General features: G+C 65.5%; 15 protein-coding genes. 10 read left to right on the top strand and 5 right to left on the bottom strand.

Annotation, left to right across the window (positions count from 1 at the left end; genetic code table 11):
- Window positions 1-25: 25 nt before the first annotated feature.
- Both bioC and ACLFMY_RS01240 read right to left on the bottom strand, forming a co-directional pair.
- Complete coding sequence (bioC, locus tag ACLFMY_RS01245; protein WP_410762690.1) at window positions 26-904, bottom strand: malonyl-ACP O-methyltransferase BioC; 879 nt, start codon at window positions 902-904, stop codon at window positions 26-28.
- 66 nt (window positions 905-970) lie between these two features.
- Complete coding sequence (locus ACLFMY_RS01240; RefSeq protein ID WP_410762689.1) at window positions 971-1,654, bottom strand: alpha/beta fold hydrolase; 684 nt, start codon at window positions 1,652-1,654, stop codon at window positions 971-973.
- Between the two features lie 101 nt (window positions 1,655-1,755).
- Here ACLFMY_RS01240 and plsY point away from each other — a divergent pair, with 101 nt between their 5' ends.
- Window positions 1,756-2,391, top strand: coding sequence for a glycerol-3-phosphate 1-O-acyltransferase PlsY (plsY, locus tag ACLFMY_RS01235; protein ID WP_410762688.1), 636 nt, complete (start codon window positions 1,756-1,758; stop codon window positions 2,389-2,391).
- Window positions 2,392-2,419: 28 nt separating this feature from the next.
- On the opposite strand, the gene tsaD is transcribed toward plsY, so the two are convergent.
- Window positions 2,420-3,439 (bottom strand): tRNA (adenosine(37)-N6)-threonylcarbamoyltransferase complex transferase subunit TsaD, encoded by a 1,020-nt coding sequence (gene tsaD, locus ACLFMY_RS01230; RefSeq protein ID WP_410762687.1) that lies wholly within the window; start codon window positions 3,437-3,439, stop codon window positions 2,420-2,422.
- A 151-nt stretch (window positions 3,440-3,590) separates the two neighbouring features.
- Here tsaD and rpsU point away from each other — a divergent pair, with 151 nt between their 5' ends.
- From rpsU to hemE, 4 genes are all read left to right on the top strand, one after another.
- On the top strand, window positions 3,591-3,806 hold the full coding sequence (rpsU, locus tag ACLFMY_RS01225; RefSeq protein ID WP_372591812.1) for a 30S ribosomal protein S21: 216 nt from the start codon (window positions 3,591-3,593) through the stop codon (window positions 3,804-3,806).
- 22 nt (window positions 3,807-3,828) lie between these two features.
- Window positions 3,829-4,278 carry a GatB/YqeY domain-containing protein gene (locus tag ACLFMY_RS01220; protein WP_410762686.1) on the top strand — a complete coding sequence of 150 codons (450 nt, stop codon included), beginning with the start codon at window positions 3,829-3,831 and terminating at the stop codon, window positions 4,276-4,278.
- Window positions 4,279-4,368: 90 nt separating this feature from the next.
- On the top strand, window positions 4,369-5,778 hold the full coding sequence (locus ACLFMY_RS01215) for an FAD-dependent oxidoreductase (RefSeq protein WP_410762685.1): 1,410 nt from the start codon (window positions 4,369-4,371) through the stop codon (window positions 5,776-5,778).
- Between the two features lie 5 nt (window positions 5,779-5,783).
- The gene (gene hemE / locus ACLFMY_RS01210) at window positions 5,784-6,845 is read left to right on the top strand and encodes a uroporphyrinogen decarboxylase (protein ID WP_410762684.1); all 1,062 of its coding nucleotides are present in this window, start codon (window positions 5,784-5,786) and stop codon (window positions 6,843-6,845) included.
- Window positions 6,846-6,894: 49 nt separating this feature from the next.
- On the opposite strand, the gene ACLFMY_RS01205 is transcribed toward hemE, so the two are convergent.
- Both ACLFMY_RS01205 and ACLFMY_RS01200 read right to left on the bottom strand, forming a co-directional pair.
- Window positions 6,895-7,491, bottom strand: coding sequence for a hypothetical protein (locus ACLFMY_RS01205; RefSeq protein WP_410762683.1), 597 nt, complete (start codon window positions 7,489-7,491; stop codon window positions 6,895-6,897).
- 59 nt (window positions 7,492-7,550) lie between these two features.
- The gene (locus ACLFMY_RS01200) at window positions 7,551-9,806 is read right to left on the bottom strand and encodes a penicillin-binding protein 1A (RefSeq protein WP_410762682.1); all 2,256 of its coding nucleotides are present in this window, start codon (window positions 9,804-9,806) and stop codon (window positions 7,551-7,553) included.
- 274 nt (window positions 9,807-10,080) lie between these two features.
- On the opposite strand from ACLFMY_RS01200, the gene pilM reads away from it, so the two are divergent.
- From pilM to pilQ, 5 genes are all read left to right on the top strand, one after another.
- Window positions 10,081-11,175 carry a type IV pilus assembly protein PilM gene (gene pilM / locus ACLFMY_RS01195; protein WP_410762681.1) on the top strand — a complete coding sequence of 365 codons (1,095 nt, stop codon included), beginning with the start codon at window positions 10,081-10,083 and terminating at the stop codon, window positions 11,173-11,175.
- On the top strand, window positions 11,175-11,768 hold the full coding sequence (locus ACLFMY_RS01190; RefSeq protein WP_410762680.1) for a PilN domain-containing protein: 594 nt from the start codon (window positions 11,175-11,177) through the stop codon (window positions 11,766-11,768). Before pilM ends, ACLFMY_RS01190 begins: the two co-directional genes overlap by 1 nt.
- A gap of 3 nt (window positions 11,769-11,771) precedes the next feature.
- Entirely contained in the window at window positions 11,772-12,386 is a 615-nt protein-coding gene (locus tag ACLFMY_RS01185; protein WP_410762679.1) for a type 4a pilus biogenesis protein PilO, read from the top strand.
- 92 nt (window positions 12,387-12,478) lie between these two features.
- Entirely contained in the window at window positions 12,479-12,931 is a 453-nt protein-coding gene (locus ACLFMY_RS01180; RefSeq protein WP_410762678.1) for a pilus assembly protein PilP, read from the top strand.
- A 57-nt stretch (window positions 12,932-12,988) separates the two neighbouring features.
- The gene (gene pilQ, locus ACLFMY_RS01175) at window positions 12,989-15,124 is read left to right on the top strand and encodes a type IV pilus secretin PilQ (RefSeq protein ID WP_410762677.1); all 2,136 of its coding nucleotides are present in this window, start codon (window positions 12,989-12,991) and stop codon (window positions 15,122-15,124) included.
- Window positions 15,125-15,229: the final 105 nt, after the last annotated feature.

Genomic DNA, 15,229 nt, shown 5'->3' with positions numbered 1-15,229 from the left:
CCTTATCTGAATTCCGCCGACGTTATCATTCCCCGACCGCGGGCCCCGCGGGTCCCGGCATCTCTCGTTGCCCGTGCTCCACGCCATGCATGAGCGGAGACACGCCGGTCCCCCATGCCAGACCGTAGACGATCTCGTAGGTCAGCGGAATCTGCCCATCGACGGCCTGCCCGGCGAGTGCTTCGCGGAAACGTCGCCACGTCCTCGCCCCCGTCATGCCGGCGGCCCGTCCGCGCTGGGCATTGCCCACGCCCACTCCACGCAGGTCGGCCAGCAGGGCATCGACCGTGGGATAGGTCACGATCACCGTCTCCCGGTCCATGACCGGGTCGGCCAGCATCGCCCCCACCAGGGCGTCGCCCAGGTCATGCATGTCCAGGAACTGGTGCACGTGCGGCGCGACATCGACTTCGGCCCAGGCACGGCGGATTTCCTGAAGGCTGTCCGGCCCGAGCGTCGTGAAGGAAAACACGCCGCTCGCGGCCAGCACCCTGGCGACCTCGGCGAACAACGCCTCCGGCCGGTCGCTCCACTGCAACGCGAAGTTGGACACCACGACATCCATCGACCCGCCGACGAACGGAAGGGCATGCATGTCCGCGGCAACGGCGAGCCGCCGGCGCGACCACCAGCGCTCCCTTGGGAGGTGCCGCAGCATGTTTTCCGCGAGGTCCATCCCGACGACGCTGGCCCTGGGATAGCGGGAACGCATGGCCCGCACCATCTGCCCGGTGCCGGCCCCCAGGTCGAGGATGCGTTCCGGATCGAGCTTCAGCCAGCCGAAGCGCTCGTCGAGACGCCGCCCGATCTCCTGCTGGACGGCGGCATGACGGTCGTAGGCGTCGGCCGCCCGGTTGAAGCGACTCCTCACCCGGTCTAGATCGAATACGGCACGGGATGACATGGGCAATAGCGTTCCGGAAAGATTTAAGGTGTGTTTGAGCGGTCGAGACCTCGACCCGGGCGGATTTCAGACCGCCCCGGGATCCAGCGCCCGGGCCAGGTCGTCCCAGGCGTCAAAGAGAGCGGCGTGCCCCGACTTCGGCAGGCGTCGACCGATGACGGTTCGGGGGAGTGCAAGCTGTTCGCTCCACGTCGACGGGATCAGCGGGTCATCCGGCGCCAGCCAGACCTCCACCGGCATGTCGAGCGTTTCCAGCAGGTCGCGACGATCAATCGCGGCCAGCCAGTCCAGCCCTGACACATGGTCGGACTCCCCCGGGGGCAGCACAGCACAACCCGGCAACCCGAAATGCCGGCGAAACCCGCAGGCAGCCGACCGGGCATCCGCCAGCGCCGCCCGCCGAAGGGCTCGCCACTCGCCGAGCGCCGCACCCGGCCACCCGTCAGCGGCGAGAAACCGTGGCGTCGCACTTACCAGCACCAGCCGGTCGGGACGGATGTTCCCCCGGGCGATCGCCTCGAGCAGCAGACCACCCCCGAGCGACCACCCCAGCCAGGTGCCGCCCGCTACCTCGACCGGCACCCCATCATCCAGCCAGGTGTCGGCGAACCCCTTCCAGTCATGCGCGCTGACCTCGACGGAGGGCAGCCGCCGGACTAGCGGAGCGAACATCTCGGCCGGAAACGACCACCCGCCGACCAGGCCGACGGCCGGCACGGCCTTGCCGCTTTCACGATGAGCGACCGTCACGCCGATGATCCGGTCGGCTCCGGAGGCTCGAAGATCGGCGTTTGCCGACGAGCGCTTGCCCCGGGATAATGGCGGCCCCATTTAAACACCGGTATCACCACTTGACTGCCCTCGACTGGCCCTTCCTGCTCATTGTCGCCACGGCCTCCTATCTGGTCGGCTCGATCTCCACCGCCGTGATCACGGCCCGACTGCTCGGCCTGCCGGACCCGCGTGCCGCCGGGTCGGGCAACCCCGGGGCTACGAATGTCCTTCGTCTCGGCGGCAAGAAGGCGGCCATTGTCACGCTAGTGGGCGACCTCCTCAAGGGGCTGTTGCCGGTGCTGGTGGTGGCCTCCGCGGCCAGCGATCCCGAGCGCCTGACAGGCATGGCGGCCGCCGGACTTTTCGCCTTCCTCGGCCACCTTTACCCCGTTTTCTTCGGGTTCAAGGGAGGCAAGGGGGTCGCCACCGCCGCCGGGGCGATCCTCGGCATGGCGCCGGTGATCGGCGTGGTCGCCATCGTCGGCTGGATCAGCACCGCATTCGCCACGCGCTACTCCTCGCTTGCGGCCCTGTTCGCCTCGGTGGTCGCCGCCACGCTGGCCACCTTCCTGTCACCCCCCGTGATCGGCATGGCCGTGTCCGTGATGGCACTGATTCTCATCATCAGACACCACGCCAACATCCGCCGGCTGATGCGAGGCGAGGAACCCCGTATCGGCGAGAAGAAGCCGGAAACGGCCGCGGACGAGTAATGATCACTCTGAAATGGCCGGTCAGCCCTCAGGCAACGGCGCCGGGCGGGCGGAGCGATTCGAGCGGCCAGCGAGGCCGCACCGAGAAGCCGGGCTCGGCATCCGCCTCACCCGCCCGCAGACGGAGGTAGCCCGCCAACGCAATCATCGCGGCGTTGTCGGTACACAGTTCGATGGACGGGAAATGCACGGTCCCGCCACGCTCGGCCATCATCGTGGCGAGCCGCTGGCGCAGCGGCCGGTTGGCCGCCACGCCCCCGGCGACCACGAGTCGATCCAGCCCGGTCTGCTCCAGGGCCCTCCCGAGCTTGATCACCAGCGTATCGATGACGGTCCGCTCGAACGACGCCGCCACGTCCGCGTAAGGCCGGCCAGCAGCAATCTCGTTGGCCACGGCCGTCTTCAGCCCGCTGAAGCTGAGATCGAGCCCCGGGCGGTTGACCATCGGACGGGTAAACGGCACGGCCGCCGGATCGCCGCTCTCGGCCAGACGCGACAGGGCCGCGCCCCCCGGGTAGCCAAGCCCCATGAGCTTGGCCGACTTGTCGAAGGCTTCGCCGATCGCGTCGTCGATGCTCTCGCCGAGCAGGCGATAGCGGCCGACCTCCTGCACCTCGATCAACTGGCTGTGACCACCGGAGACCAGCAGGGCGAGAAACGGAAAGGATGGCGGATCGTCGCCGAGCAGAGGCGCGAGGATGTGGCCCTCGAGATGGTTGACGGCCATCGCGGGCACTCCCCGGGATGCCGCCAGACCCTTGGCGAAGGCCGCCCCGGTCATGAGGGCGCCGGCAAGGCCGGGCCCCGCCGTGTACGCGACCGCGTCGATCTGCCCATGACCCAGCCCGGCGTCCGACATCACCTGGCGCGCCAGCAACGGCAGGCGACGCATGTGATCACGGGCCGCCAGTTCCGGCACCACGCCGCCGTACTCGGCATGCACCGCCGTCTGGGAATGGACCCGATGGGCCAGCAACGCGTCGCGCTCACCGTCGTAGACGGCCAGCGCGGTTTCGTCGCAGGAGCTCTCGACGGCCAGTACTCGCACGCAAATCACCTCTCGCTCGGCTCGATGGTCGCGGTGCATTTGCCTCTTGCACACCGCGGGCAACGCTTTATACTACAACACCTTTTATTTTGGGCCCCGCAGGTCCCATCGAAAAACATTTCCAATTCAGTCAACGAGGTGGAACGCATTCATGCCTTCTGTACGTGTTCGGGAAAATGAGCCTTTCGAGGTTGCAGTTCGTCGTTTCAAGCGCTCCTGCGAGAAAGCCGGCATCATTAGCGAGATGCGCGAGCGTGAGTACTACGAGAAGCCGACAGCGGCTCGCAAGCGCAAGCACGCTGCTGCCGTGAAGCGCAACCAGAAGCGTCTTTCCAAGGAACAGGCGCGCCGCGTCCGCCTGTACTGATCGTCAGCCGGCGCCTTTACGCATGAGTACGATCAAGTCGCGACTGACCGCCGACATGAAGGCGGCCATGAAGGCCGGGGAAAAGTCCCGCCTGACCACGATCCGCATGCTGCTTGCCGCCATCAAGCGGCAGGAGATCGACGAGCGTCGCGAACTGTCGGAAGACGAGGCACTGGGCATATTGACGAAGCAGGCCAAGCAGCGCCGCGAGTCGATCGCCCAGTACGAGTCGGCCGGACGCGATGATCTCAAGGCCGTCGAAGAGGCCGAGCTCGAGATCATCGAGACCTACCTACCCAAGCAACTTTCCCCCGAGGAAATCGAGGCGGCGGTTGCCGAGATCATCCGGTCCGAGCAGGCAACCGAGATGAGCCAGATGGGCGCCGTCATGAAGGTCGCCCGCGAGCGACTCGCCGGCCGCGCCGACATGGCGGCGGTCAGCAAGGCAGTCCGCGACAAACTCTCGGCCTGAGCCACGGGAAGGCCCCGAGGGCGGTCGTGCCGTACGGGTGACCGAACCCGTGTACCGCATTGATCCGAACCATCAATTCGAGAACGAGCCATGGGCGAGATTTTCCAGTTCCTGAACGTCCCGCGACGCGACCCGGAGGTCGCTCCCGCCGAGGAGCGCGTCAAAGAGTTCAACGAAATCTACGGGCAATTCACTCCCGACACGGCCGCCGAGCAGGCCGACCGCTGTCTCGAGTGCGGCAATCCGTACTGCGAATGGAAGTGCCCGGTTCACAACTACATCCCCAACTGGCTCAAGCTGATCGCCGAAGGCAATCTGCTCGAGGCGGCGGAGATGGCGCACAAGACCAACTCGCTGCCCGAGGTCTGCGGCCGCGTCTGCCCGCAGGATCGTCTCTGCGAGGGCGCCTGCACGCTCAATGACGGCTTTGGCGCCGTCACCATCGGCTCGGTCGAGAAATACATCGCCGACGAGGCCTTCAAGATGGGCTGGCGTCCGGACATGTCCGACGTCGTTCCCACCGGCAAGCGCGTCGCGGTGATCGGCGCCGGCCCGGCCGGGCTCGGTTGCGCGGACATCCTGGCCCGCCACGGCGTGACGCCCGTGGTCTTCGACCGCCACCCGCAGATCGGCGGCCTGATCACCTTCGGCATTCCCTCGTTCAAGCTCGAGAAGCACGTGATGCAGACCCGTCGCGAGATCTTCGAGGGCATGGGCATCGAATTCCGGCTGAACACCGAGGTCGGCCGCGACGTGTCCATCGACGACCTCCTCGAGGAATTCGACGCCGTGTTCATGGGCATGGGCGCCTACAACGCCATGCAGGGCGGCTTCCCGGGCGAGGACCTCGACGGCGTCCACGAGTCGCTGCCCTTCCTGATCGGGAACACCAACCATCAGCTCGACATGGGCGGCGACTATCCGTACATCGACGTCTCCGGCAAGCGCGTGGTGGTTCTCGGCGGTGGCGACACCGCCATGGACTGCACCCGCACGTCCCTGCGCCAGGGCGCGGCCAAGGTGACCACGGTCTATCGCCGAGACGAGGACAACATGCCGGGCTCGCGCCGCGAGGTGAAGAACGCCCGCGAGGAAGGCGCGCACTTCAAGTTCAACCTGCAGCCGGTCGAGATTCTCGGTGAAGGCGGGCAGGTCACCGGGGTGAAGTTCGTCGAGACCCGCCTGGGCGAGCCGGACGAGCGCGGGCGCCGCCGCCCGGTGGCCATCGAGGGCTCCGAGCAGGTGATCGAGGCCGACGCGGTACTGGTCGCCTTCGGCTTCCGCCCCTCCCCGGCCGACTGGTTCGGGCGCCAGAAGATCGAACTCGACGCCAGCGGTCGCGTGGTGGTCCACAAGGACAGCAACGCCCCCGCCTTCCAGACGAGCAACCCGAAGATCTTCGCCGGCGGCGACATGGTTCGCGGCGCGGACCTGGTGGTCACCGCCGTCTTCGAGGGACGCAACGCGGCCTTCGGCATCCTCGACTACCTGGACGTATGACCTCGATGACCTCCCCGCTGAAGAACGATCGCCTGCTGCGCGCCCTGATGCGCCAGCCGGTCGACCGCACCCCGATCTGGATCATGCGCCAGGCCGGCCGCTACCTGCCGGAATACCGGGAGACCCGCAAGCAGGCGGGCAGCTTCATGGACCTGTGCCGCTCGGCCGATCTCGCCTGCGAGGTGACGCTGCAGCCGCTCGAGCGCTACGAGCTCGATGCGGCGATCCTGTTCTCCGACATCCTCACCATCCCCGATGCCATGGGGCTGGGGCTCAAGTTCGTCGCCGGCGAAGGGCCGATCTTCGAGCGCCCGGTGCGCTCGGCGGCGGACATCGCCCGCATCCCCAAGCCGGACATGGGAACGGATCTCGGCTACGTGATGAACGCCGTCTCCACGATCCGCAAGGCCCTGGACGGCCGCGTGCCGCTGATCGGCTTCACCGGCAGCCCGTGGACACTCGCGACCTACATGGTCGAGGGCAGTGGCACCAAGGACTTCGCCAAGGTCAAGGGACTGGTCTACAGCGACCCGAAGGCCGCCCACCAGCTCCTGGAGAAGCTGGCCGACTCGGTCACCGACTACCTCAATGCCCAGATCGAGGCAGGCGCGCAGGCGCTGATGGTGTTCGACACCTGGGGCGGAGTCCTCGCGCCACATGACTACCGCGAGTTCTCGTTGCAGTACATGCAGCGCATCGTGGACGGCCTGGAGCGCCGGCGACCCGACGGCAGCTACGTGCCGGTCACGCTGTTCACCAAGGGTGGCGGCCAGTGGGCCTCCTGGATCGCCGACACCGGCGCCGACGGTATCGGACTGGACTGGACGGTGACGCTCGACGCCATTCGCGCCCAGGTGGGCGACCGGGTCGCCCTGCAGGGCAACCTCGATCCGAGCGTGCTCTACGCGCCCGACGAGGTCATCGAACGCGAGGTCGCCCGCATCCTCGAGGAATTCGGCCCGCACCCCGGCCACGTCTTCAACCTCGGCCACGGCATCCACCAGCACGTCGACCCGGACAAGGTAAAGGTGCTGGTCGACGCGGTCCACCGCCTCAGCGCCCGCTGAGGCACCGCTGGCCGGCCCTTGCGCCCCGACCGGGGCGGTTACAGGGGCATCAGCCCCCAGCCATATCCACCAACTCGCGCACCGCGCGCGCGGACGCCCGCCGGATCGTCCCGCTCCCCGCCGGGGCCAGCGGCGCCTCGCGGATATCGTCTTCCGCGAACACCTCCAGCCGGAAATGCTGGCCTTGCGCGCCCAGCTCGAAGACGGAACAGCGCTCGCTGCGCCCGTCACCGTAGTGGTACGTCGCCTCCGACTCCTCGAAGGGGATATCCCGGGTCACGAGCAGGTCGATGACATCTTCCGGGGTAGCGGCAAACAACTGCAGCACGATGGGTGAATGCTCGTCCGCCGTTCCCGAGAGCACCTCGCCCACCAGCCGCGGTCGAAAGCGCTCGAAGAACGACATGGCCTCGAGTGCCGCCTCGCGCAATGAGCGCAACATCTCGCGCTGCCCCGGCCGAAACGTGGCCTGGTACTGCCGCGTCTCGGCCTCCAGGCGGTCGAGGTCGGCGGCGAGAAACCGCCGGTCGAGACTCTGGCCGACCTGACGGGCGGCCTTCTCCAGCGCACGACGCGGATCCTGCCCGGGAGACTCGGCCACCAGGCGGGCGGCCACGCGAAGCACCTCCAGTGGCGCAGGCCCCATGAAACTCACCTCCCAATCACCTTGCCGCCGCCCGGCGCCCGGTCTGGCGCGGGCGGGGCTCAGAAGAGATTCTCGATCACCTCGCGCGAGGTGCCGGCCCCGGCCGCGGCATCCTCCTTGGGGAGTTCGGCCAGCGGATTGGTCACATCGAAGAACTCCCGGACCGCGCCCGGGTGGTCCTCGGGCACCCGACGTCCGGTCTTCGGATCGATCCAGGCCGTGACGATGCCCTCCGGCGGAGACTCCTCTCCGGCGGGAGGTGGCAGCATGTCCCGCATGAAGTCGATCCATATGGGCAGCGCCGCCCTGCCGCCCGTCTCACGATCGCCGAGCTCGTCGTTGTCGGAGAAGCCCACCCAGGCCGTGGCCACCCACTCAGGCCCGAAGCCGCTGAACCAGGCATCGCGTTGATCGTTGGTCGTGCCCGTCTTGCCGCCGATGTCGTCGCGCTCGAGGGCACGGTGGGCGCGGGTGGCCGTCCCGTGGCGGACGACGTCCTTGAGCCCCGACCGCATCAGGAAGGCGTTCTGCTCGCTGATCACCCTGGGGGCGAGACTGGTGTCCGCGGTGTCCGCAGGGCAATCGTCGCAAAGGCTGACGGTCGGATGTGAATAGATCACCCCGTCATCGAGGTCCTCCACTTCGGAGACCAGGTACGGGCTGACCCTATAACCCCCGTTGGCGAACACGGAAAACCCGACCGCCTGATCCATGGGCGTCAGGGTGTAGGCCCCCAATGCCATGGACAGCGTGGGCTTCCAGTCGTCGACCGGCAGGCCGAACCGGCCGGCATAGTCGAGCACGTCGGCCGGACCGACCGCCTGACCAAGTCGCACGGAGACCAGGTTGACCGAGTGGGTCAGGGCATCACGCAGGCGTCGCATTCCGCCAAAATTGCGCCCGTAGTTGCTCGGTCGCCAGTCGATACCCTCGCGCACCCCGTCCTGAATGACCACCGGCGAGTCGTTGATCATGCTCGCCCAGGTGAAGCCCCGATCCAGGGCAGCGGAATACAGGTACGGCTTGAACCCCGAGCCGGGCTGTCGCTCCGCCCGGACCACATTGTTGTACTCTCCTTCATGGAAGAAGTCGAATCCGCCCGACATGGCCCGGATCGCTCCGGTGTCCGGATCCAGCGCCACGAAGGCGCCGGCGACGTCGGGAATCTGGGCCAGGCGATACGCGCTGCCATCCTCGTTCTCCGTGGGCTCCAGCCGGATCAGGTCGCCGGCGGAAAGCACGTCGGTCACGGCCTTCGGCTTGGGCCCGCAGTTGTCGGCGGAACGGTAGGGGCAGGCCCATTCCATCGCGGAAAGGTCCAGTCGAACCTCGTCGCCCGTCCCCTTGGCCAGCAACGTGGCCTCGTTGGACTCGACGGCGAGCACGACAGCCGGGATCAGTCCGCCGACCCGGTCGGTATCCTCCAGCCGCTCGCGCAACTCGTCCGGGCGATCGATCCACTGGCTCCAGTCGGCCTCCGGCCCGCGATAGCCGTGACGGCGATCGTAGTCGATCAGCGAACGGCGCAGCGCCCTGTCAGCGGACCGCTGCGCCTCCGGGTCGATGGCCGTGTGGACAGACAGCCCCATGCTATAGGCCTCCGGCCCGTACTCCTCGACCAGATCCTGACGCGCCATTTCCGCGGCATAGGGGGCACGAGTCTCCACCCTGCCCGAGGTGTAGAGCCTGCCGGGAAGTTCCTCGGCCATCGCTCGATCGAACGTGTCACGATCGATCTTGCCGAGCTTGAGCATACGACCGAGGACGTAGGCGCGCCGCGCCAGCGCCCGCTCCGGATTGCTCACCGGGTTGGTGCTCGACGGCGCCTTGGGCAGGGCGGCCAGCATCGCCGCCTCGCCGACGGTGAGCTCGGGCAGGTCCTTGTCAAAGTAGACCTTCGCTGCCGCCTTGACCCCGTAAGCCCGGTTCCCCATGAAGATCTTGTTCAGGTAAAGGGCCAGGACCTCCTCCTTGCTGAAGGTGCGATCGATCCTGATCGCCAGCAGGATCTCGTAAAGCTTGCGGGTGTAGGTCTTTTCCCGCCCGAGATAGAAGTTCCGCGCCACCTGCATGGTGATCGTGGAGCCGCCCTGGCTCTTGTGGCCCGTGCGAATCAGCTCCACCGCCGCCCGTGCGAGCCCGAAGAAGTCGACGCCCACGTGCTCGAAGAACCGGTCATCCTCCGCGGAGACGAAGGCATCGACGACCACCTCGGGGAGTTCGTTGTAGTCGACGGGCAGCCGCCGCTGGTCGCCGAACTCCGCGATCAGGCCGCCCTCCCGGTCATGGATGCGCATGGGCATCTCGAAACTCACATCGCCCAGCTCGTCGATGCTGGGCAACTGCGTGTTGTAAATATGATACAGGACGCCTGCACCCGCCAGGCACAGAATCACCCCCAAACCAAGAAGATATGACAGTGTCTTGATAAGCTTCATTCGAAATCGTGAAAGCAGGTCAGCGACCATTAAGTTGGGTAAGCGCCTTGAGCATGGTTGTCGACAAGCGCGGCAGTTATGCCATAGGATGCGTAATCGGGAGCCAAGGTGCGTGTGTGCGAAACCTTAACGCACGCTCAAAAGGAAGGGAATGATCGTGCCACTATTTAGCGCAAAGCCAACACGAATCGGGGTCGATATCAGTTCGACCGCCGTGAAGATTATCCAACTGGAAAAACACCGCGGCGGCTACAGGACGGCCGCCTTTTCCACCGAACCACTTCCCCCGGGGGCCGTGCAGGGCAAGTCGATCACCGACACCGACGCCGTGGCCGCCGCCCTCACCCGCGCCACCCAGCGCGCGCGCCTCAAGGGAAAACGCCTCTGCATGGCGGTGCCAACGTCCTCGGCCGTCAGCCGTGTGTTGCATATCGACAACCCCGGCAATGAATTCGAACTCGAGGAACAGGTCCGGGCCGAGGCCGCCCAGTACATCCCGTTCCCGATCGACGAGGTGAACTTCGATTTCGAGAAACTCGAATCGGACATCCTCGGCAAGCAGAAGAAACGCCGTTCCGGCCAGGAGGTCGGGATCGACGTCCTGATGGCGGCAACGCGCACGGACAACGTCGACAGCCGTGTCGCTGTCGCCGAGGCGGCGGGAATGGCGGTGGACGTGATCGACATCGAATCGTTCGCTCTCCAGAACGCCTATACCGAGATACTTGCTCCGACACTCACGCCGGAAGAACGTTCCCAGCCGGTGGCGGTTTTCGATCTCGGCGACACCACCACGACACTGAACATCTTCGTGGACGACGACATCGTCTACACCCGGGAGCACGAAGGCGGTGGCCAGCAATTGACCGCCGACATCGCCGCCCAGTACGGCCTGAGCCTCGATGAAGCGGACCAGCGAAAGCGCGACGACAGCCTTCCCGAGGACTACGAACGGAAGGTGCTCCAGCCCTACCTGGACGCCCTGGCGATGAACGTCGAGCGCTTCATTCAGTACTACTATTCCGAATCGAGTGGCAACACCGTCAACCTGATCCTGCTGGGTGGCGGAGCGGCCAATACCCACGGCGCCACCGAGCGCATCAACAACGAGACCGGAGTCACGACCCGGCTGGCGAACCCGTTCGCCGCACTCGCCAAGGGACCTGGCGTGTCTACCGAGCAGGTCGCTCGGCATGGCACCGCAATGCTGATTGCCTGCGGGCTTGCGTTAAGGAGCTTCGACTGATGAGACGGATCAACCTTCTCCCCTGGCGCGAGGAGCGGCGCCAGAAGCGGCAACGCGACTTCGTCATCCACCTGTTGCTGGCGGCAGCCGTCGCGGTGGCCGTCTCGTTCGGCATCCACACGTACATGCAGGCGCAGATCGAGCACCAGAACGACCGCAATGCCTACCTCGAAGACGTCATCCAGGAACTGGATCGCAAGATCGAGTCGATCAACGAGCTCAAGGAGCGCAAGGCCGAGCTGACCGCCCGCATGGAAGTCATCGAGACACTCCAGTCGAACCGCCCCACCATCGTCCACCTGATGGAGAACCTGGTCACCACCCTGCCCGACGGCATTCAACTGTCCGACGTGAGCGTGAAGAACGACGAGGCGATCAGCATTCAGGGCATGGCCGACGCGCAGGCCCGGGTCGCGACCTACCTGCGTCGTCTGAATGACGCCGACTACCTCGACGAGGCCAGCCTGGTGGGTTCGGGGATCCTGGCTCAGTCATCCAAGGATGACGCCGGTTTCAAGGCCGGCAGGTATGTCTTCTCCATCGAGGGCAAGATCACGCCCCCCGGGGATGACGACGCGGACAAGGAGGACTAAGCCATGGATCTGAACGAACTGAGAAACCTCGATTTCCAGACCATCGGCCTGACCTCCCTCGGGACGCGGCTGGTGATCTTCACCTTCGTCTTCATCCTGATCGTCGGCGCGGTGATCTACTTCGACACCATGCCGCAGAAAGAGATGCTGGAGCGGTCCCAGAACGAGGAGCAGACCCTGTTGCAGACCGTGGATCGCAAGCAGCGTCTGGCGGCCAACCTCGAGGCCTACGAGGCGCAGATCGAGGAGATGGAAACCCGCTTTGGCGAGCTGCTGCGCCAGCTGCCGAACAAGCGCGAGGCGGAAAACCTGATCGACAACGTCGCCGAGACCTCGCTCTCGAACGGCCTGACGAACGAGCAGATTCGTCCCGGCGAAGAAACGCTGCACGATTTCTACGCCGAGATGACCTACTACCTCACGCTCCGAGGCACCTACGAGGAACTTACCGACTTCATCAGCGACGCCGCGAACCTGCCGCGGATCGTCACGCTGCACAACCCGGCAATCAAGCCGAACGAGGATGTCACGGACGACGGCCCGCGTAAGCTTTCAATGAAGATCGAGGCCAAAACCTATCGTTACCTCGAACGCGACGAGCAAGGAGGCGGCCAATGAGCTCACGAAAAACCAGGTTCCGGCCTCTCCGCCTGAGTCTGATCGGGACCGGCCTCCTGACGGCTGGCCTGATCGGCGGGTGCGCACAGGACATGAGCGATCTCAAGCAGGAGGTCGCCAAGCTCGAGGCACGCCCGGGCGGCGAGATCGAACCGATCCCCGAAATGAAGCCGACACCGAAGTACGCCTACAGCGTGCCGGAGGACGAGCGCACGCCGTTCATGCCCCCGGAGGCTGAATCGGATAAGAGGGATAACGGGCTCAAGCCCGACCTGGATCGTCCCAAAGAGCCCCTGGAGCAGTTCCCGCTGGATGCGCTGTCGATGCGAGGCATCATCAACCGGCAGGAGACCACCTTCGCCCTTGTTCGTGATGGCGAAGGCGTCATCCACGAGGTCGCGCTGGGTGACCACATGGGTCGCAACTACGGCGAAGTGATGGAAATCAGCGAGACCAGCATCACGCTTGAGGAAATCGTGCCCGACGGACAGGGTGGCTGGAAGAAACAGACAACGGTCGTCAAGTCGACGAACGACCGGAGCTAAATGATGGGAAGCAGCGATATGGACAACTTCAAGAAACCTTCACGCCTGAGCACAGGAATGCGTCGAGGGCTCGGCCTCCTTGCCATCGCCATGGCACCCAGTCTGGCCTTTGCCGGCGACCTGAGCGAGATCAGCTACGACCAGACCTCCGATGGCCAGGTCAAGGTGCACTTCACCCTCTCCGAGCCGCTGGCGACCGAACCGGACAGCTTCAAGATCGACAACCCGGCACGGGTTGCCGTCGACCTGCCCGGCGTCGACAACGAGACAGGTAGCCGCAGCACGAAAATCGGGCTGGGCGCGGTGAACTCGGTCATGCTGGCAGAGGCCGGCGGCAAGACCCGCGCCGTCTTCAATCTCGACGGCTCGGTTCCCTACTCGATCAGCCAGGATGGCTCCCGCGTCACGGTCACCTTCGACGAGCCTCGCGAGGCGACCAAGACCGATAGCGGCAAGGCCGTGACCAGCAAGGGCGACTCGGACGCGACCAGCATGGACGCCGGCACCGCCATCGACTTCCGTCGGGCGTCCAGCGGCGCCGGCCGCCTGCTTCTCGACGTGGGCGGCACCGACGCGGCCATGGACATTCGTCGCCAGGGCAGCGAAATCGTGCTCGACCTGCCCGACACGCGCCTCGAGAAGGGCCGCTACAACGTGAACGACTTCGCCACCCCGGTGGAAACCGTCGACGTACGGCCGGCAGGCAACGGCAGCCGCGTGACCATCAAGACCAACAACGCCGGCGAGCACCTGGCCTACCAGACCGGTGACCGCCTGGCCCTCGAGGTCCAGCCGATCCCCGAGTCGAAGGACGAACGTTCGCTGGGCAAGAAGGAATACAAGGGCGAACGCCTGTCGCTCAAGTTCCAGGACATCGAGGTCCGCCCGCTGCTGCAACTGATCGCCGACTTCACCGGCCACAACATCGTGGTGAGCGACTCGGTGGAAGGCTCGATCAGCCTGCGCCTGGAAAACGTGCCCTGGGACCAGGCCCTCGACCTGATCATGACCACCAAGGGACTGTCTTCGCGCCAGAACGGCAACGTCATCTACGTGGCGCCCACCGACGAGGTCGCCGCCCGCGACAAGGCCGAACTGGCCGCCCGCGAGCAGGCCCAGCAGGTTGCGCCGCTGATCACGGACATCGTCCAGGTGAACTATGCCAAGGCCGAGGACATCGCCGAACTGGTCCGTCAGAGCTCAGGTCTGGGCGAGGACGCGGAAGAGAAGAGCAGTGACGGCAATTTCCTCAGCCGTCGTGGCTCGATCACGGTCGATTCGCGCACCAACAACCTCATCGTCACCGACACCGCCGAGGCGCTGGACCGCGTACGGGGCCTGATCGACCAGATCGACAAGCCGGTCAAGCAGGTCCTGGTCGAGACCCGCATCGTCATCGCCACCGACAACTTCTCCAAGGAACTGGGCGTGCGCTGGGGGCTGCAAGGCGGCTTTGACCGTGGCGGACAACGTGTTGGCCTGGGCGGAGACTCCCCGAGCCCTGGGGAGCAAAATCTGCCCATCCAGACGCCGGGCGATCCCTCGCTCAACGACCAGACATACTCGACCTCCGATAATGACTGGATGGTCAACACTCCGATTGGCGGCGATCCGACCGGCTCCCTGGGCCTGGCCATCCTCGGTTCGAACGTGCTGCTGAACCTCGAACTGCAGGCCATGCAGAGTGAGGGCAACGGCAAGATCGTCTCCAACCCGAAGGTGATCACCACCAACGGGCACGAGGCGACCATCTCGCAGGGCATCGAGATTCCCTACCAGGAGCAGACCGGTCAGGGCAACACCTCGGTAGACTTCAAGGAAGCGGTACTCAAGACGGTCGTCACCCCGCAGATCACGCCCAACGACAACGTGATCATGGACATACACGTGCAGAAGGACGAGGCCGATTTCTCCCGCGAGGTACTCGGGGTGCCGCCGATCAATACCCGCGAGGTGGAGACCAAGGTGCAGGTCCAGAACGGCCAGACCGTGGTCCTCGGCGGCATCTACGAATTCGAGAACCTCGAGCAAATGGAGAAGGTGCCCTTCTTCGGCGACCTGCCGGGGGTCGGCGAACTGTTCAAAAACCGGTTGCGCGATAATTCGCGTTTCGAACTCCTGATTTTCGTCACGCCGAGGATCCTGGACGAAGAGGACCTGGCGTCCTACAACGAGGGCGAGTTGATCAACTGACCCCGGCATCCACAACCCCTAACCGACCCCGCCCAATCGGCGGGGTTTTTTCGTTGTCGGGGTCGGTATAATCCCTCGCCATGCGCAACATCATCCTCATCGGCC

Source organism: Guyparkeria sp. (assembly GCF_046545975.1).
GTDB lineage: Bacteria > Pseudomonadota > Gammaproteobacteria > Halothiobacillales > Halothiobacillaceae > Guyparkeria.
Note: the sequence above shows the minus strand (reverse complement) of the source record. Positions and strands in the feature narration are given on the sequence as shown.

Bases quoted from the DNA above. Each gene is read 5' to 3' on its own strand.
- bioC (WP_410762690.1), bottom strand. From the start codon at position 904: ATGTCATCCCGTGCCGTATTCGATCTAGACCGGGTGAGGAGTCGCTTC.
- rpsU (WP_372591812.1), top strand. From the start codon at position 3,591: ATGCCTTCTGTACGTGTTCGGGAAAATGAGCCTTTCGAGGTTGCAGTT.
- ACLFMY_RS01220 (WP_410762686.1), top strand. From the start codon at position 3,829: ATGAGTACGATCAAGTCGCGACTGACCGCCGACATGAAGGCGGCCATG.
- ACLFMY_RS01215 (WP_410762685.1), top strand. From the start codon at position 4,369: ATGGGCGAGATTTTCCAGTTCCTGAACGTCCCGCGACGCGACCCGGAG.
- hemE (WP_410762684.1), top strand. From the start codon at position 5,784: ATGACCTCCCCGCTGAAGAACGATCGCCTGCTGCGCGCCCTGATGCGC.
- ACLFMY_RS01205 (WP_410762683.1), bottom strand. From the start codon at position 7,491: ATGGGGCCTGCGCCACTGGAGGTGCTTCGCGTGGCCGCCCGCCTGGTG.
- pilM (WP_410762681.1), top strand. From the start codon at position 10,081: ATGATCGTGCCACTATTTAGCGCAAAGCCAACACGAATCGGGGTCGAT.
- ACLFMY_RS01190 (WP_410762680.1), top strand. From the start codon at position 11,175: ATGAGACGGATCAACCTTCTCCCCTGGCGCGAGGAGCGGCGCCAGAAG.
- ACLFMY_RS01185 (WP_410762679.1), top strand. From the start codon at position 11,772: ATGGATCTGAACGAACTGAGAAACCTCGATTTCCAGACCATCGGCCTG.
- ACLFMY_RS01180 (WP_410762678.1), top strand. From the start codon at position 12,479: ATGAGCGATCTCAAGCAGGAGGTCGCCAAGCTCGAGGCACGCCCGGGC.
- pilQ (WP_410762677.1), top strand. From the start codon at position 12,989: ATGCGTCGAGGGCTCGGCCTCCTTGCCATCGCCATGGCACCCAGTCTG.